14 protein-coding genes are annotated in these 16,995 nt (G+C 62.9%); 3 read left to right on the top strand and 11 right to left on the bottom strand.

The window, feature by feature from the left end:
* Window positions 1–3: 3 nt before the first annotated feature.
* The 5 genes from QW863_RS24640 to QW863_RS24660 all read right to left on the bottom strand — a co-directional run bounded on the left by QW863_RS24640 (window position 4) and on the right by QW863_RS24660 (window position 5,027).
* A complete protein-coding gene (locus QW863_RS24640) occupies window positions 4–1,140 on the bottom strand; it encodes an FAD-dependent oxidoreductase (RefSeq protein WP_315768924.1) in 1,137 nt (378 codons plus the stop codon).
* Window positions 1,141–1,151: 11 nt separating this feature from the next.
* Window positions 1,152–1,961 (bottom strand): ABC transporter permease, encoded by an 810-nt coding sequence (locus tag QW863_RS24645; protein ID WP_315713261.1) that lies wholly within the window; start codon window positions 1,959–1,961, stop codon window positions 1,152–1,154.
* On the bottom strand, window positions 1,958–2,839 hold the full coding sequence (locus QW863_RS24650; protein WP_315713263.1) for an ABC transporter permease: 882 nt from the start codon (window positions 2,837–2,839) through the stop codon (window positions 1,958–1,960). The genes QW863_RS24645 and QW863_RS24650 overlap by 4 nt, the downstream gene beginning before the upstream one ends.
* Window positions 2,836–3,879, bottom strand: a complete 1,044-nt coding sequence (locus tag QW863_RS24655) for an ABC transporter ATP-binding protein (RefSeq protein ID WP_315713265.1) — start codon at window positions 3,877–3,879, stop codon at window positions 2,836–2,838. The genes QW863_RS24650 and QW863_RS24655 overlap by 4 nt, the downstream gene beginning before the upstream one ends.
* A 116-nt stretch (window positions 3,880–3,995) precedes the next feature.
* Window positions 3,996–5,027 (bottom strand): ABC transporter substrate-binding protein, encoded by a 1,032-nt coding sequence (locus tag QW863_RS24660; RefSeq protein WP_315713267.1) that lies wholly within the window; start codon window positions 5,025–5,027, stop codon window positions 3,996–3,998.
* A gap of 220 nt (window positions 5,028–5,247) precedes the next feature.
* On the opposite strand from QW863_RS24660, the gene QW863_RS24665 reads away from it, so the two are divergent.
* Complete coding sequence (locus QW863_RS24665; RefSeq protein ID WP_315713268.1) at window positions 5,248–6,177, top strand: LysR substrate-binding domain-containing protein; 930 nt, start codon at window positions 5,248–5,250, stop codon at window positions 6,175–6,177.
* Window positions 6,178–6,301: 124 nt separating this feature from the next.
* Here the strand turns inward: QW863_RS24665 and QW863_RS24670 are convergent, their stop codons facing one another.
* From QW863_RS24670 to QW863_RS24685, 4 genes are all read right to left on the bottom strand, one after another.
* Window positions 6,302–7,288: an FAD:protein FMN transferase gene (locus QW863_RS24670; RefSeq protein ID WP_315713269.1), complete on the bottom strand. Its 987-nt coding sequence runs from the start codon at window positions 7,286–7,288 to the stop codon at window positions 6,302–6,304.
* Window positions 7,269–9,473, bottom strand: a complete 2,205-nt coding sequence (locus QW863_RS24675; RefSeq protein ID WP_315713270.1) for a PepSY domain-containing protein — start codon at window positions 9,471–9,473, stop codon at window positions 7,269–7,271. The genes QW863_RS24670 and QW863_RS24675 overlap by 20 nt, the downstream gene beginning before the upstream one ends.
* A 16-nt stretch (window positions 9,474–9,489) precedes the next feature.
* On the bottom strand, window positions 9,490–9,960 hold the full coding sequence (locus QW863_RS24680) for a DUF2271 domain-containing protein (RefSeq protein WP_315713271.1): 471 nt from the start codon (window positions 9,958–9,960) through the stop codon (window positions 9,490–9,492).
* Between the two features lie 238 nt (window positions 9,961–10,198).
* On the bottom strand, window positions 10,199–10,636 hold the full coding sequence (locus QW863_RS24685) for a PepSY domain-containing protein (protein WP_315729320.1): 438 nt from the start codon (window positions 10,634–10,636) through the stop codon (window positions 10,199–10,201).
* Between the two features lie 142 nt (window positions 10,637–10,778).
* Between QW863_RS24685 and QW863_RS24690 the strand changes: the two genes are divergently transcribed.
* Together QW863_RS24690 and QW863_RS24695 are read left to right on the top strand one after the other, a co-directional pair.
* Window positions 10,779–11,441: a response regulator transcription factor gene (locus QW863_RS24690; protein ID WP_315713274.1), complete on the top strand. Its 663-nt coding sequence runs from the start codon at window positions 10,779–10,781 to the stop codon at window positions 11,439–11,441.
* A complete protein-coding gene (locus QW863_RS24695; protein ID WP_315768929.1) occupies window positions 11,438–12,763 on the top strand; it encodes an ATP-binding protein in 1,326 nt (441 codons plus the stop codon). The genes QW863_RS24690 and QW863_RS24695 overlap by 4 nt, the downstream gene beginning before the upstream one ends.
* A 1,295-nt stretch (window positions 12,764–14,058) precedes the next feature.
* Here QW863_RS24695 and QW863_RS24700 read toward each other — a convergent pair.
* On the bottom strand, window positions 14,059–16,206 hold the full coding sequence (locus QW863_RS24700; protein WP_315768931.1) for an acyltransferase family protein: 2,148 nt from the start codon (window positions 16,204–16,206) through the stop codon (window positions 14,059–14,061).
* A 310-nt stretch (window positions 16,207–16,516) separates the two neighbouring features.
* Window positions 16,517–16,753, bottom strand: coding sequence for a helix-turn-helix transcriptional regulator (locus QW863_RS24705; protein ID WP_315768933.1), 237 nt, complete (start codon window positions 16,751–16,753; stop codon window positions 16,517–16,519).
* Window positions 16,754–16,995 lie beyond the last annotated feature (242 nt).

The following is a 16,995-nucleotide window of genomic DNA, read 5'->3' on the forward strand; positions in this document are numbered from 1 at the left end:
CCCTCAGTAGTAGCCACTGCCGCCCGCTCCCGCTTCGCTGTCGAAGCGGCTGGCTGTGAATGCACCGACCAGCTCCGGCTCGAGCGCGCCGTCCTTGACCATGCGCGCGATGTCGAAGGCGTGGTTCGCCGCGAGCGTCACGCCGGAATGGCAGCAGGCGACGAAGGCGCCCGGGTGGCTCTCCGACTGCTCGTAGATCGGAAAGCCGTCCTTCGGCATCACGCGGATGCCGGTCCAGCTTCTGACGACGTTGAGCCGCGCCAGATGCGGGAAGGTGCGCTGGGCGCGATCGGCCATGACCGCGTTGATCGGATGGTTCTGCACGCGGTCGTCGAGCTCGTCCTCCTTGCTGTCGCCGATCATCACCGTGCCCTCGTCTGTCTGGCGGATCGTGGTCAACGGATGCGGCAGGAACGGCATTGTGCGCTCGGTCACGACGATCTGGCCGCGCGTCGGCCCCATCGGCGCCGACAGCCCGACCATCGGCGCCAGGGTCTGGTTGGCATTTCCTGCCGCGAGCACGACCTTCGCCGCGCGGATCTCGCCTTGCGCCGTCGTCAGCCTGAACTCACTGCCGTCCAGCGCGATCGCACCGACCGCACGCTCCGGCAGATAGTCGACGCCGAACTGCTTCATGCCGGCGTGCAGGGCGCGGAAGGTGCGAAGCGAATTCACGTGACCGTCATAGGGGCAGAAGCTGCCGCCCGAGACCTCCGGGCCGATCAGCGGCAGCATCTTCTTCACCTCGGACGCCGGCAGCATCTCCATCTGATAGTCGGCGGCGCCGACCTGGTTGTGCATGCGCGCGACGAGCTGGGTGCGCTGCTCGTACTCGGCCTCGCCGAGGGTGAGATGAAAGCCGCCGTTCTGCTGCAGCACCACGTCGAGACCGGTCTGCGCCTTCAGCTCCTCGGCGAGCTTCGGCCACGCCTTGGAGCCGCGCACCGTCCAGCCGGTGTAGGCCGGCATGCCCAGGCCCTTGCTCTGCACCCACACCAGCGCGAAGTTGGCGCGCGAGGCACGCTTGGCGATGTCGCCCTCGTCGAGCACGGCGACGCGCTGGCCGAGCCGGCCGAGCCCCCAGGCAATCGCAGAGCCGAGCAGGCCGCCGCCGACGACGGCGACGTCATAGTCTCTCATCGTAGTATCTCCTATCGTCCTGCGTCGCCGCCTTTGGCAGTGAGCACGCGGTCGAGGCCATAGACGCGATCGAGCACGATCAGGACGGTCATGGTGATGGCGATGACGCTGGCCGACACCGACGTCACCAGCGGATCGATGTTGTCCTGGATGTAGAGGAACATGCGCACCGGCAAGGTCTCGGTGCCGGGCGTCGCCAGGAACACGGTCATGGTCAGATCGTCGAACGACTGGATGAAGGCGAGCATCCAGCCGCTCACGATGCCAGGCAGGATCGCGGGCAAGGTGACGCGGCGAAACATGGTCCAGCCGTCGGCACCGAGCGAGACCGCGGCCATCTCGATCGACCGGTCCATGCCGGTCGCGGCCGCAAGCGTCAGCCGCAGCGCGAACGGAAACACCACGACGACATGGGCGATCACCAGCGCCACGAAGGTGCCGCCGATGCCGACCGACGTGAAGAAGCGCAGGAAGGCGATGCCGAGCACGACGTGCGGGATCATCAAGGGCGACAGGAACAGCGCCGACAGCGCGTCACGGCCGCGGAAGCGATAGCGGCTGATCGCCAGCGCCGCCGGCACCGCGAACAAGAGCGCCACGCACGAGGACAGCGCGCCGAGCCACAGGCTCACGCCGAAGGCGTGGACGAATTCCGGATAGTCGGCGAGCGCCCTGAACCAGCGCAGCGAGAAGCTGGTGATCGGGATCGACAGAAAACCTTCGGGCGTGAACGCGACCCAGCACACGACGACGATCGGCGCCACCATGAAGACGACGAACACGGCATGGAAGATCAGCGCCAGAGGGCCGTTCCGGCTCATCGGAACACCTCCTGGTAACGGCGCTCGATCAGCGCGTTGGAGCCGACGACGATCAGGACGAGCGCGATCAGCAGCAGCACGGCGACCGCGGCGCCGAGCGGCCAGTTCAACGTATTGAGGAATTCGTCATAGGCGAGCGTCGCCGCGACCTTGAGCCTGCGGCCGCCGATGATCGCCGGCGTCGCGAACGCGCTGGCGGACAGCGAGAATACGATGATGGCGCCCGACAGCACGCCCGGCATGATCTGCGGCAGCACGATGCGGCGGACCACCGTCAGCGAGCTTGCCCCCAGCGACAGCGCCGCATTCTCGACCTGCGGATCGAGCCGCTGCAGCGCGGTCCACACCGCGAGCACCATGAACGGCATCATCGCATGCGCCAGCGCGATCACCATGCCGGTCTCGGTGAACATGAACCTGATTGGTGACTCGATCAGGCCTGATGTCATCAGGAGCTTGTTGGCGAGCCCGTTGTTACCGCCGAACAGGAGCGCCCAGCCGAGGGTGCGCGCAACGACCGAGATCAGCAGCGGGCCGATGATCACCAGCAGGAAGAGGCCCTTCCACGGCCCCTGCATGCGGTTGAGGATGTAGGCCTCCGGCACACCGAACACCGCCGTGATCAAGGTCGCCAGCACCGCGACGCGGAAGGTGCGCCAGAACATCTCCGCGTAGTAGGGATCGTCCACGATCTCGCGCCAGTTCTTCAGGATGAAGACCGGCTCGATGCCCTTGTACTGGCCCCAATCGTGGAACGACAGCATCACGGTCATCGCCAACGGGATCACGACGACGCCCAGGAACAGCATCAAGGCCGGCAGCGCCAGCGAAAGGCCGGCGCGCGTCTCGGACGAGTTGGACGCGATGGTCGCGCTCATGCTGCAGCCTTCGCGGCGCGCAGGCTCATGTCCGAGACCTGCCAGACGAGATGCACCGCTGCGCCCTGCTCCGGCTGCGGCTGGCCGTCATTCTGCCGGATCACGATGGCGGGCCCGCATTCGGTGTCGCATTGGAACAGCCAGTGATTGCCCTGGAAGATGCGGCTCGTGATGCGCCCTGCAAGCCCGGCGTCGCCGAAGTTGATGCGCTCGGGCCGGACGCTGACGGCGACGGCGCCGGCCACGCCGGCCGGCGCCGGCGCACTCCACGATCCCGCGACCAGTCTGGCCTGCCCGGAGGCGCAATCGACCGTCGCGGCAAACTCGTTGGTCTTGCCGAGAAATTGCGCGACGAAGGCGGAAGCCGGCTGCTCGTAGACCTGCTGCGGCGTGCCGATCTGCTCGATCCTGCCTTTGCTCATCACGACGATGCGGTCGGACAGCGACATCGCCTCGATCTGGTCATGGGTGACGAGGATGGTCGTGGTGCCGAGATCGCGCTGGATCTGGCGCAGCTCGATCTGCATGTCCTCGCGCAGGCGCGCATCGAGGTTGGACAGGGGCTCATCGAGCAGCAGCAGGCTCGGCCGGATCACCAGCGCGCGCGCGAGCGCAACGCGCTGCTGCTGGCCGCCGGACATGCGGCGGGGATGACGGTCCTCATAGCCGGCGAGGCCGACCAGCGCGAGCGCCGATCGCACGCGCTCCTCGCGTTCCTTGCGCGCGACTTTGCGCATCTCCAGGCCGAACGCGACGTTCTCGGCGGCGGTCATGTGAGGAAACAGCGCGTAGCTCTGGAACACGATGCCGAGGCCGCGCTTCGCCGGTGGCACTGCGACGAGATCCCTGCCCTCGAGGCGGATCGCGCCGTGTGAGGGATCGAGGAAGCCCGCGATCATCTGCAACGTGGTGGTCTTGCCGCAGCCCGAGGGGCCGAGGAACGAGATGAACTCGCCCTTGGCGACGCCGAGGCTGAACTCTTCGACGGCCGCGTTGGGGCCGAAGGATTTGCCGACGCGATCGATCTCGAGGAAGGACATGCTTTGGATCCAGATGGGCGAGGAATACTGGCGCCCCGCGCACGGTGCACTTCCCTTCCCCCTTGCGGGGAAGGGAGAACACCGTCGTCAACGAGAGGCTCGCAACAAACAACCAGTCAGCGTTCGACTTCGCGATTCCAGCGCTTGGTCCATTCCTCGCGCTTTTCGTTGACCACGGTCCAATCGGGCGCATAGACCTTGGCGGTGCGTTCGCCGATCGGCGCCATCGCGCCCACGCCCTCGGGGACCACGACGGACTTCACGACCGGGCCATAGCCATATTCCTTCAGCATCGTGAGCTGGATCTTCGGATCGAGCAGCAGCTTGATGAAGCTCGAGGCCAGCGGCGAGACCGACGGCTTGGCGATCGGACACGCCGTCGTCAGCAGGCTCACGGCCCCTTCTTTCGGATAGACGAAATCGACCGGGAAGCCGGTGTTGGCAAAGCTCTGCACGCGACCGCTGCCCCACACCGCGATGACCGCCTGCCCCGATTGGAACAGCTCGGTCATCTTGCCGGGCGACGGCTCGTAGGCCAGCACGTTGGGATTGATGTCATTCTTGAAGATCTTGAAACCGGCATCGACATTGCTCTCGCTGCCGCCGTTCATCTTCGCCAGCATCAGGAGCACGTTGAGGCCGTAGGTGTTGTTGATCGGCGGAATGACGAGCAGCTGCTTGTATTTCGGATCCTTGAGATCGTTCCACGAGGTCGGCGGGGCCCAGCCTTTCTCGGCAAACACCTTCTTGTTGTACATCAGTCCGGTGGCGACGAGGCCGATGGCGACCGCCTTGTCGTCCTTGAAGCGCGCGACATCGAGGAGATCGCCAGGCAGTCCGGTGACCTTGTCGCAGAAGCCGAGCTGGATCGCCTGGTACATCGGACCGTCATCGACGATCGCGACGTCGATCTGCTGATTGCCCTTCTGCGCCTGCAGCTTGGCGAGTGTGTCGGTGGAGTTGCCGGCGACGTATTCGACCTTGACGCCGTTGGCCTGCTCGAACGGCGGGATCACTTCCTCGCGGATGGTCTTCTCGAACGAGCCGCCATAGCCGGCGACATAGAGCGTCTTCTGCTGAGCCCAGACCTGGGAGGCTGAAGCCAGAACGGCGACGCTGACCGCCATCAGGAGTTTAGGGTGCTTCATCGGACCGATCTCCATCATCTTGGATATGAGACGGTATTAAATAACCATCCCAGGGAGATCGGGCTTGGCCGATGCATCCGCAGTCCAGAAAACCCGGAGCTGACGAGCCTAAAAAACGAGCCACCCCTCACCCTGCCAAAAAAGATCGCAGCAGAGGCTTTGATCGTCCAATGAATAATGGCACCGTATTCATACGCGAATGTTATGGACGTGAGGACGTATGGCGCGGATCAACTCGCGGCAGGTCGAAGCCTTCCGGGCGATGATGCTGAGCGGCAGTGTGACGGAAGCCGCCAAGCTGATGGCGGTGACCCAGCCGGCGGTCAGCCGGCTGCTGCGCGACCTGCAGGCGCTGCTCAAGATGGAGCTGTTCGAGCGCCGCGGCACCGGCCTGGTGCCGACCGCGGCAGCGACGGCGCTCTACATGGAGGTCGAGCGCTCCTTCGTCGGGCTCGATCGCATCACCGCGGCCGCCGAGGAGATCCGTGGCCGGCGCACCGGGACGCTGCGCATTGCCGCGCTCCCCGCGCTCGCCAATGGCTATCTGCCGCGGCTCGCAGGCCACTTCCTGCAGGAACGGCCGAACCTCAACCTCGCCTTCTTCGGCGTGATCTCGCCGATCGTGATCGACTGGGTGCTGAACGCGCAATGCGACGTCGGCTTTGCCGAGGTGCCGATCGCCCATGCCGGGCTGCCGAGCATCAAGCTGCCGGCGCTGCCGCGCGTCGCCGTTCTCCCGGCAGGCCATCGGCATTGCGCGAAGACGATCTTGGTGCCGCGCGACTTCGAGGGGGAGACCTTCATCTCGCTCTCGTCAGGCTCCACCAGCCGGCATCTGATCGATCAGATCTTCCATCGCGAGGATGTCAGGCGCGTGCTGCGGGTCGAGACGACGCTGTCGGAAATCATGTGCGGGATGGTGTCGTCGGGATTGGGCGTCTCGATTTGCGATCCGTTCACCGCGCGCGAATTCGACGGCCGGGGCGTGGTGATGCGGCCATTCACGCCGCGCATCGATTTCGAATTCGCCGCGGTGTTCCCGCCGCAGCGCAGCCCCTCGCCGGTAGCGCTGGACCTCGTCGGGTCGGTGCGACAGGCCCTGGAAGAGCTCGGCCGAGCATCGATCCCTGGAGAAACCGATGAAGGTTAGCTGGGCGAACCTAGAACCCGCTGATTGAGCGGCGTGTGATCTGGTCCTTGCTTAGAGCCACCAAGGCCGACGCCATCGCCACGGACCAGAACGCGGGAATGCTTGTGATTGAGAGTCTGCCGGTTTACGGGCTCATTTCCTGCCGCGCGCCCCGAGGCTCATAGAACAAGGGACCGACAGGAATCTCCAAGAACGTCTCGTTCTGCCGCTGGATGAGCAGTGCATCCAGTCCTTGCTTCTGCGCCAGCGCCTTGCCTTGCTCCGGACCGAGAACCATGAGCGCAGTGGCCCAGGCATCGGCGTCCATGCAGCTAGCGGCAACGACTGAAACTGACGCAATTCCATTTTCTACCGGACCGCCGCGCGATCGATCCATCGTGTGAGAGAGGCGCTTTCGCCCGACATCGACCCAGCGCCGATAGTCGCCCGACGTCGCGACCGCCGCATCACGCAATTCGATCACGCCGAGCGGCCCGCGCCGTTCATAGTCAGGCGCTTCCACCGCTACGCGCCACGAGGCTCCGTCTGCCTTGGTGCCTCGCGCTTTCAACTCTCCATCGAGCCCGACCAGCGCATTGGAGACGCCGAAGATCTCGACCACGCGCATCATCTCGTCCACGGCAAAACCCTTGGCGATGCCAGAAAGATCGAGGGCGAAGTGGCTGTGTTTGCGCGCCCTTCGTCCCGGCACATCCAGTTCGAGAACAGTGTGGGTTGGTGGCAACCGCTCGCGAAGAGCCGCGCGAAGCGCTTGCGCGTCCGGCGCTGAACAGGGAGGTCCGAAACCCCAGGCATTGACGAGACTTCCGAGCCCGACGTCAAAGGCGCCGCCCGAGGCGCGTCCGATTGCAACTCCCCGCTCCAAAACCCGCATGAGTTCAATCGGCAAGGATTCCCAGGTGCCCGGCGACGCTGCATTGAGACGCATCAGGTCGCTGTCTGGCTTCCATGTGGACATCTGATGGTCGACGCAATCGACGGCGTGAGCCAATGCGGCTTCCAGCGCGGCAAGATCGGTCGACGGCGGTGCATAGAGCAGCGCCGACCAGCGCGTTCCCATGGTGGCGCCGCTCAATACATGACGGAGCAGGTCAGTAGACATCTTCAACATACCTCCCTTGGGCTTTGAGTGCGACAGGATCCAGACCGAGGGGCGCCAATACGTCCGCTACCGCCTGCATGACGTCCGCTGCCATGTCGCGCCCGCCACAGACCATGACCTGCGCTCCGTTGGCGACCAGTGCGCGCAGGCGATCGGCGTCACCGCGCAGGCGATCCTGCACATAGCCGCCGCCCTTCACGCGCGAGAAGGCAGTGGCGAGGCTCGTCAATCGTTTCTCACGCAGCCAGCCATCGATCTCGCGCTCATATAGAAAGTCCGAGGCTGGATCGCGCCCGCCGAAATAGAGATGCATCGGCCGGCGCCCGCCGTTGGCACGAACAAATCCTGCCAGCGGACCGATGCCGGTGCCGGCGCCGATCAGGATCACCGGTTTTCGTCCATGCGAAGGACGGAAAGCGGGGTTTGCCTTCACGAAGGCCTCGACCTTGTCGCCCGGCTGAAGGCCGTGAAGCAGACCGGAGCAAAGCCCACCCGGACGCTTGCGGGCGCAGATTTCGACGAAGCCATCACGGGTCGAACTTGCCAAGGAATAGTAGCGCGGCAAGTTGCAGTCCGGCGGCAGAACCGCGATCAAGTCGCCTGCGGCGAAGCGCGGCCAGGCATGCCCTGTGAGGCGCGCGAACATGCCGCTTCTTGGCAGCGCGAAGCGCAGCACGCAGGTCGGCGCCTGCACCTCCGCGCCGTAATCGACGCGTTCGATGAGCGTCAGCGTATGAGTACGCGGCCGCTCCGGCACATGTATCAGCACAAGGTCTTCACCCATGACTTCCGACAGGGCCTCGCCCCACCGCGCAAACTCTTGCCCGGACTGGCGGTCGATCGTGTCCAGCGGCATCAACGATCTCGAGCCTTTACGAGCCAGGGCCGCTTCGACGTCGCGGGCGAATTGACAGAATTGCGGGAATTGCCGATCACCGAAGCCGAGGACTGCGACCGGAAAAGGCAGTGGCGCGGAGATCGCGTCGAGGCGTTTGAGGAACGCGCCGGCCGTCGCCGGTGCTGCGCCGTCGCCGTAGGTTGCCGTCAGCAGGAACATGCGCTGCGTCGACGGATAGGATCGTAACAAGCTGTCCATCGGAGCGACGTGAACCCTGTGCCCGTTGGCCGTCAGCGCGGCATGCAGCGTGCGGGCGAAGCCCCATGTGCTGCCGCCCTCGCTGCCGACCAGGATCACGGTGTCGGCATCTTTGGCGGGAACGCTGTCGGTGATGGACGCGTGAGCGTGCTTCCTGCTCGACCACACCACGGCTCCGCTTAACCCGAGCACCGGCACGCCGAGGGCGCTGACGCCGAGCAGCAATCCAAGCCACCAGAGCCCTTGCCCGGTGTGCAGCATGTAGATGAATTCGTAGATCTGCCGGGCGACCGAATTGTCCTGCCAACCCAGCAGCTCTCCACCGACCGGGTCGACGTAGCCCTCGCCTGCGGCGGTGGCTAGCTGGAAGTGATCGTTCGGATTCGCGGGGTTGGGAAACGTCAATTCACGCAGTTGGGAAAGATCGATGCCACGCAAAGCCTGGATTTGCTCGACCGGAAGAGCAGGGCCGCGGCTTGTCACGCTCGGAAATGTGGACACCTGTGCCGTGCCGTCCGGGATCAGTCCGAACGTCGTGAGCGACAGATACAGCGCCGTCATCGCCGACAGCACGAGCCCGAAGGCCACCAGTCGACCGAGATCGGTATGCAGGCGTTGCATGCCGCCGCCGCGGGAGCAGCCGAGAATGTGCCGCCACCCTCCCATGCGCCGGGCCGTCATCTGCAGACCGGACAGCGTCAGGACGAGCATCGCGAATGCGCTCGCGCCTGTGGCCACGCGTCCGCCATCGCTCAGAAGGAACGAGCGGTGCAGGTTTGTCATCCAGCGCTCGAACGCAGAGCGCACGTAGTCCGAAACCGGCTTGCCGCTGGAAGGGTCCACCACGCTCGCGGCCGGGCCCGCTGCTCCGGAGTAGAAGGCGACGACCTTGCCGGAGGTCAGTCGCTTGATCTGCTCGACGCCAGGATATCTGTGGGCGATCCGGCCGGCGAGGTCGGCGACGCTAATGCTGTCTGGCGATATCGCCCCAGCTCTTTCCCAAGCCGGGATCACCGACAGCACCGCTCCGCTCAGGACAAGCACCATCAGCGGCAGGACGACGGCAAAGGCCAGGACCCTATGAATCCAGCGCAGCATCACACCCATCCTAAGGCTACATGTCGTAAGCGAACGAGCGGATGTAGGTGCGCCCTGCCAGCGGCCGGCCCGCGCCCGCGGATGTCAGCGGAACGACCACCTCGGACGGGCTGTCGCGCATGTCCTCGGCGGCGGCGTCGATATGCAGCTTGTAGCCCGCATCGAAGAGCGCATCCGCAAGATCGAGCGTGATTTTCAGCGTACGGCCGGCTCCGACGCTTGCGCCGGTGATGCCGTTGATATCGGCAAGGTTTCCACGAGAACTGCGCTCCCAGCCGGTGAGATGGCTGTAATATTTGGACTTGGAGCCCGCCATCCACAGCGTGCCTTTGTAAGCTCCGGTCGCGTCGGTCACGTAGAGCGCCAAATACGCGCCGTTCCCGCCGTAGTTGTTGAGCGTCGTGGTCAACGTGACGGGCCGCGCCATGGCCAGCCCGGGGGCGGTCAGCGCGGTGGTCAGGGCAAGGGCGGCAATCATCGATCTCATTTCTGTCTCCGACAGTGGCGTTTCTATCGCGCCATAACTGAATGGCGCGGCTGACGTGCTCCTGAAGGCCGATCCGATTCTGCTTCAGGTCGCCGTCAGGTTGGCGCTCTCTGCAAAAGCAAACGCCCCGCACGACGCGGGGCGCGCTAGAACGCGATGTCGCGTTCGCTCGATTCAGGCGATGTCCGTCGGTCGGGCCAGCCTTTTGCGTCCCACGATGCTCGTCGCTTCCGGACCGCTATTGAACTTGGACCTTGGGGGCCGCGCCGCCCTGAATAAGTCCGTTGGGGGGCGGCGCCGTAGGCGCGGCTGCTCGTCCTGGTCCCGACTGATCGCCTCGCCGGTCTCGGTCACCTTCATCATGATCCTTGTCGTGCTCTCCGCGTTTTTGCTTCACGCGGATCACAGCCAGAGATGCAGGATCAACCTTTGCCTCTATGGCGCGACCGCCTTCGTCCTGTCCCCTGATCTCATAGCATCCATCGTCGATCTTGATTCTGCGCACGGTCCAGCCGCGCGCTTTCGCCATTTGTTCGACCGCTTCGCGCGGCTGCCATTGCGCCATGGGCGCGCTGCAATCGTCATCATCGGCCAGCGCCATGCCGGGGGTCAGCGCCCCCAGCAGAATGGCGGCAATCAACACTGTCCTGCTCACGTTCTCTTGCTCCCGCTTCAAGGCTCCTACCTGCCTTGTGGTCTTGAGCCGGTTTCCTGACGTTGACCTGAAGACGCCGCGACTTTTGCTTCAGGTCAACGTCAGAATCTCCCCTATGATTATCTCTAACCTTACAGGTCGACGGGGTGGGCGGAATGACCCGATGCGGATATTGCTGATCGAAGACGACACGATTCTGGGGGCGGCAGTACGCGACCAGATTGTGTCGGATGGCCATTCCGTGGACTGGGTGACCCGCTTGGATGCGGCACGGGAATATCTTGGCACCGCGGCCTATGACCTCTTGCTCCTGGATCTCATGCTGCCGGACGGCCGCGGTATCGGACTGCTGCGCGATCGACGCGCCAAGGGAGACGTAACGCCGGTCATCATCCTAACGGCGCTTGATCAATTGTCCGACCGGATCGAAGGGCTCAACGCCGGCGCAGACGATTACATGATCAAGCCATTCGATCTCTCGGAGCTTACGGCGCGGCTGAATGCCGTCGCTCGCCGCTATGCCGGCAATCCGAACCCGCTCATCCGAATTGGCGATCTTCAGATCGACCTGGCCGCTCGGTCGATGACGCGTGCAGGAAAGAGCATCGCCCTGACAGCGCGGGAATGGGTGCTGCTCGAGGCTTTCTTGCAGCGTCCACGGCAGGTCTTGTCCAAATCGCTGCTCGAGGAACGGCTCTATTCCTTCGGCGAAGAGATCGAGAGCAACACCATCGAAGTCCATGTCAGCCGGCTTCGCAAGAAGCTCGGACACGCCGTCATTGAGACCGTGCGAGGTCTCGGCTATCGGCTGGGAACCGCCTCATGAAGGGCCCGCGTAGTCTGCAGTGGCAGATCTCGCTGTGGCTCGGGCTCGGCGTCGCACTCCTCTGGATTGTTGCAGCCGTCGTGACCGGCCAAAGGCTGCGTCACGAAATGAACGAAGTATTCGATAGCGCGCTCGAGGAAACGGCTCAGCGGATTCTTCCACTTGCGGTGCTTGAGATCCTTGGCCGTGAGGCAGACGGCACGTCTCAGCGTATCGCTACGCTGAGGCAGCACGACGAGTACTTCACTTATGTGGTCCGTGACGAGCGCGGCACCGTCCTGCTGCGCTCGCACGGCGCCGACGACGCGATCTTTCCTCCTTTCTCCAGAATGGGGTTTGTCGACACCCCAACCCATCGAATCTACTTCGACACTGCAGTGCGAGGCACGATGACGATCGCGGTGGCGGAGCTGCTGACACATCGCCGCGAGGTCGCGAACCAGGCGCTCCTCGGGCTTGCCTGGCCGTTGGGATTGCTCATTCCCCTCAGTCTTCTCGCCGTATGGGGCGTCGTGCGCGTTTCGATGACCCCGGTCAGGCGCCTACGAAGCGACATTGAAGCGCGCGGCACCGGCGATCTGTCCTCGGTTCCAGCCGCGGGACTGCCCTCCGAGATCGGACCGATCGCCGACGCCGTGAACGGCCTCCTGGAGAAGCTTCGACGCGCCCTGGAAGCTGAGCGAAGTTTCACGGCCAATTCCGCGCACGAACTCCGGACACCGGTGGCTGCCGCGCTCGCGCAGACGCAACGGCTCATCGCCGAGACCAGGGACACCGCGGCCCGAACCCGGGCCCAGCAGATTGAGGTGGCGCTGCGGCGGCTTTCGCAATTGTCTGAAAAGTTGATGCAACTCGCGAAGGCGGAAGGCGGACGGCTTCAGGGCAAGGAGACGACTGACATCGCATCGGTTCTGAAACTGGTCGTCGAGGAGATGATGCGCGATCCGGCTGCGGCCGGTCGGCTCGCCGTCAACATTCCTGCTACGCCGGTTCTTTTCGATATCGATACAGATGCCTTTGCCATTCTAGCGCGCAATCTCATTGAGAACGGCCTCAAGCACGGAGCGCCCCACGCGCCAGTCGTTGTAGCTCTTTCCAACACTGGCGTGCTGACCGTTACAAATGAGGGAACAGCCGTTCCGCCGGAGTTGCTGGAACGCTTGTCTCGCCCGTTCGAGCGTGGCAGCACCGATGCTGACGGCTCGGGGCTGGGCCTCGCCATTGCAAAAGCCATCGCCTCCGGAGTTGGGGCCGAGCTTGTCCTGACATCCCCTTTGCCTGGAGCGGAGGGCGGCTTCCAAGCGAGGTTTTCCGCGCAGTGAGTTCATGGGCGGCTCGTCTATGGTTTTTCGAGGAATTGGGAGCAGATTGGGATGTGGCAACTGGGGCCAACTAGCAGGCCGGCGGCGAATCACGCGCGCGTGGCGGCGAGCTCTTCGAGAACCGCTACGGTAGCTGTCGGGCTTCGGCTCGGCGGCGTCATCTGATTGGCCACCTCGGCGCGCGCGAGTGGCGCATCCTGGCTCCCCAACGGTCCGCAGGTCATGGCGAAGGGTCGCTTGCGTCGTTGCGGAAAACGACGCGAGGTGCCGACACCCAGGCGTCTGATCCGTGTCGCCCATACCGGCTGGTCGGCGCCGATCCAGAGGACAAGAGTTGGGACGCCGGAGCGAACGCTCGCGGCCATGGTGCCTGAGGTGCACCCCGACAGCACCAATCAACGTTCAAACACATTGGGGCTGGACGCCACCGAAGATCGCGGCTGGCTAGCCGTACGTCCCCTGGTTCGCCTTTCAAACTATTGAGAGCAGACTGTCGAAAAACACCGACTGAAAAACCGTTAGTTTTTCAACCTCAGACGATGTTCCGGCATAAGTCTTTGAAAGGCTTGGTGGGCGCACTAGGGCTCGAACCTAGGACCCGCTGATTAAGAGTCAGCCTGCTCGCATTGATATCTCAAGGGAATTCTTCCAACTGCGCGAAAACTCAATTATTATATATCAATGGCTTGCAACGAAAAATCCAACCACGAGTCCGGTAGTAGTTGGTCGGGCAGCGGAATCAAAATCAGTTTGATTATTCAACGACTTCACTGGGCATTTGGAAACATTCACGAAATTCGCCTCTTGCAATGTCAATTGCTTAGCGGGCATTTCCAGATGAAGAGGCCGCTCCTGCAGAACGCATCCAAGACCGGGAACATAGGTGCTGCGCACCGTGGTCCGCGAAGAGTGAACACCGATGAACAGGGGACTGACGTATAGGGAAGCAGTCAATTCCCATTGAAAGCAAAAGGCCATTTGAGACCACAGCGCCCAAAGCTACGGGCTGGCCTACTTCCCGATCCTCGAGCAGGCAGCAGGGCTCTTCGATTGTATACTCATAGTGGCGAGAACCTAGTGCCGCCGTATCGGAGCTTGAGCGACCGCAAGTGACACCGCCAAGCCCTCGGGTTCGCGTTCAACTTGGCCCCGGAAGAGGGAGGCCAAGGAACAGCTTGGCTAACCTCATACGCCATAAATAGCTGTTCGGTACAACAGCCCCATGGCTTTCAATCACGGGTCCTGAGTTCGAGGGCCTACGCGCTCACCCGAGCCTGTCATGCCAGCCGAGATGGTCAGCGGGTGACTGACGGTGTTCGGGTCAGCAACTGTGGCATCGGGTTAATTCCGTGAAGAAAGCGGTTCAGCTCCGGCGCCAGGCGCTGCATCACGTAGAGTGAACCTTCCGGCGTCAGGTGGATCGTGTCCCACACGATCGGTGTGTCATCATCGGCTTTGAGCGGGCACTCCTTGTCGCGACAGACGGCGGAGAGCACCGAGATGAACTGCACGGTTCGATGGTGACCAGCGATCTCCTTCAGGTGCGCGTCGGTGGTGAAACTTGCAGGCGTCACTTTCAACATCGCGCCCATTGGAAGATGTGTGCGCTCATAGTTCACGAGGCTGGTTGCTAGTGCCCCGGGAAACTCCAGCGACGGGCCTAGCATCAGCACGGGAACTCCGGCAGCTTCAGCGGCCGACAGGGTCGAATCCAGGTAGATTTCGAACTTGCTAGTCGGTGCTTCCCTGCGCTCCTGGAGCTCGGTGTCGGACGGCTCATAGGCAGCCCGGTAGTAGCGCCAATTGCCGGAGAGAATGACCGCCATGACGCGATGGTCGCGCAGCACGTCACGAAAGGTCGCGTTGATCTCGTCGCAGTTCTGCGACACCGGCTGATGCAGATCGACGAAGGGTGCGCAAGCGCCCGAGGTCAGTTGCAGCAGGTTGAATCGTTTCGGGTCCAGGTGTTTGCGCAATGCCCAGGCGTAATGCGCGGCGGTGCTGTCACCGAACAGGAGGATGTTCTGCCTGTCGTCCACCGGCGTCAGGCACTCGTCGTGCCGATAGCGCGCGAATGGCTCGTTGGGTTGGAGGAAGCAGCTGGACACCCGATAGTACGGAGCCATCGCCTCGACGTTGTAGCGCAGCATCCGTTGAGCCGTTTGGGGAAAGCGGTTCGGAAAACCACCCTTCGAGAAGCCTGCCACGCCGATGGCGAGCAGAGTTACTGCGGCGGTGGCGATCCAGCCCGAGGTCCTGAGTCCGAGCCAAACGGGTCTGCTGCGTGCCGGCGCTTCCACCAGCCGATACGAGGCGTAGGCAAGTCCGAGCGAGCACGAGAGCAGCGCCGCGGTGGATATTGGACCGGCCCATGTGATCGGGATGGCAACGGTGCCCAGCACGAATACCGGCCAATGCCACAGGTACAACGAATAGGAGATCTTACCCAGGAACAGGCCCGCGCGTCTAAAGGGCAGCGATACTTGCTGCCCATCCTCGCGGTTGAAGGCCGTGATGAATAACGCCGCGCCGAGGCATGGGACGAGAGCGTTGAGGCCCGGAAATTTGGTCGCTCCTGTGAACATCACGGCGGGCCCGAGCATCAGCAGCGTGCCGAACACCGTCAGCGTCCATCTCCATCTCAGATCGGCGGGCGACCAGCGCTCGAGCAGGAACGACAAACCGCCGATCAGAAACTCCCACCCGCGCAGAGCCGACAGATAAAAAGCCGCCGACGCAGAGTTCTTAATCAGCAATTCGTCTGCAATGCAGAGCCCGAGCGTACCCGTCAGCAGCAGGATCAGCGATGCCGGCGTGGTCGGGTTGCGAAACATTTTGCTCCAGAGAAGGGTGATCAGCGGAAACAGAAAATAGAACTGCTCCTCCACCGACAAGGACCATGTGTGGATCAGAACCTTGCCTACGGATGGCAGGTCGAAGTAGCCGGACTGGAGCCAGAAGAAGATGTTCGAGGAAAACAGGATGGTGGATACGGCACTGCCGAAGAACATGCGGTAGTCGTCGGGAGGCGCCAGGAACCAGGCCATGATGCCCGTCCCGAGCACCATCACGTAAAGGGCCGGAAGCAGCCGGCGCGCACGGCGGTCGTAAAAGGCCCAGAACGAGAAGCTGTCGCGATGAATTCCAGCCCAGATCAGCCGGGTGATCAGGTAGCCGGAGATGACGAAGAAGATGTCGACACCAACGAAGCCACCTTGAAAACCCGGGATGCCATAATGGAAGCCGATGACCAGAATGACGGCGATTGCACGCAAGTAATCTATGTCGGCACGGAATGGGAGCCCTACACCTCCGGTTGACTGTTCGATAACCAAGGTATCTTGCCCATGTAATCCCGTAGTTTTACGGTGAGTGACATGAACCAGAACCGATCGCAATAAAATGAAACCGATAGAAATGCACTCCGATGTGCACTGTTGCATCGGAGCGACAGTTCAGGCTGTAATGAGACATAATTCGCGCAAAAGGGAGCGGTCATCGCGGCTTTATTGCGGGATGAACGATATATGTGGATGTCCAAGCGGCGTTCGCGGACGTCTTGAACGTCGGATGTTGCTGTCCTGAATTCGCTGGTCGCGGTCAAAACGTCCCAATGATGCACGCCCTTTGCAGAGCTCGGGTACACGGTAGCTCCGCCGGCCGAGCGCCGAGTTCAGCCCCCGTCCCGCATCTCAGCCAAACCACATCGGCTGGAGCGTTTCAACGGCGTACGCAGCCGCATCGTCCGTCCCATCAGCCTCGTTTGCTCTCGTGAAACAGTTCAGCCAGCGTGGCATCGAGCGCAATCGCAACCCGGCTCAAGGTGTCGAGCCGAACATCGAGCTTACTTGCCTCCAGCTCGCTGATCAGCGCCTGCCGGAGACCGGCCGCGTTAGCCAGTTCTTCTTGAGTCAAGCTTTTGCCAAGCCGAAGACGCCGCAAATTGCGCGCCAAGATCTGCCGCGCGGCATGAATGTCCCGCCGAACCATAAAGCAAGAGACACATCGGAAGCGCTTGCCATCTATACGTGATTACGTATATTCAAACTGATATCCTCAGAGCGAAAAGCCTCGGCTGTGGCACCAACGCAGCTCTGAAACTGTGCAACGCCGCGGCCGAACCTGATCGCGTGGGAGAAGCGCGATGCCAAGTAGGATCGTGTCCCCAAGCGTGGTGTAGCTGGCGGCCCACCGCGTTCGCCGGCTGGAGCCGGGCCTGTCAGCTGGCGATA

The sequence above is a fragment of the Bradyrhizobium sp. SZCCHNR1017 genome (assembly GCF_032381375.1).
Classification (GTDB): domain Bacteria; phylum Pseudomonadota; class Alphaproteobacteria; order Rhizobiales; family Xanthobacteraceae; genus Bradyrhizobium.

Bases quoted from the DNA above. Each gene is read 5' to 3' on its own strand.
- QW863_RS24640 (WP_315768924.1), bottom strand. From the start codon at position 1,140: ATGAGAGACTATGACGTCGCCGTCGTCGGCGGCGGCCTGCTCGGCTCT.
- QW863_RS24645 (WP_315713261.1), bottom strand. From the start codon at position 1,961: ATGAGCCGGAACGGCCCTCTGGCGCTGATCTTCCATGCCGTGTTCGTC.
- QW863_RS24650 (WP_315713263.1), bottom strand. From the start codon at position 2,839: ATGAGCGCGACCATCGCGTCCAACTCGTCCGAGACGCGCGCCGGCCTT.
- QW863_RS24655 (WP_315713265.1), bottom strand. From the start codon at position 3,879: ATGTCCTTCCTCGAGATCGATCGCGTCGGCAAATCCTTCGGCCCCAAC.
- QW863_RS24660 (WP_315713267.1), bottom strand. From the start codon at position 5,027: ATGAAGCACCCTAAACTCCTGATGGCGGTCAGCGTCGCCGTTCTGGCT.
- QW863_RS24665 (WP_315713268.1), top strand. From the start codon at position 5,248: ATGGCGCGGATCAACTCGCGGCAGGTCGAAGCCTTCCGGGCGATGATG.
- QW863_RS24670 (WP_315713269.1), bottom strand. From the start codon at position 7,288: ATGTTGAAGATGTCTACTGACCTGCTCCGTCATGTATTGAGCGGCGCC.
- QW863_RS24675 (WP_315713270.1), bottom strand. From the start codon at position 9,473: ATGCTGCGCTGGATTCATAGGGTCCTGGCCTTTGCCGTCGTCCTGCCG.
- QW863_RS24680 (WP_315713271.1), bottom strand. From the start codon at position 9,960: ATGAGATCGATGATTGCCGCCCTTGCCCTGACCACCGCGCTGACCGCC.
- QW863_RS24690 (WP_315713274.1), top strand. From the start codon at position 10,779: ATGCGGATATTGCTGATCGAAGACGACACGATTCTGGGGGCGGCAGTA.
- QW863_RS24695 (WP_315768929.1), top strand. From the start codon at position 11,438: ATGAAGGGCCCGCGTAGTCTGCAGTGGCAGATCTCGCTGTGGCTCGGG.
- QW863_RS24700 (WP_315768931.1), bottom strand. From the start codon at position 16,206: ATGCAACAGTGCACATCGGAGTGCATTTCTATCGGTTTCATTTTATTG.
- QW863_RS24705 (WP_315768933.1), bottom strand. From the start codon at position 16,753: ATGGTTCGGCGGGACATTCATGCCGCGCGGCAGATCTTGGCGCGCAAT.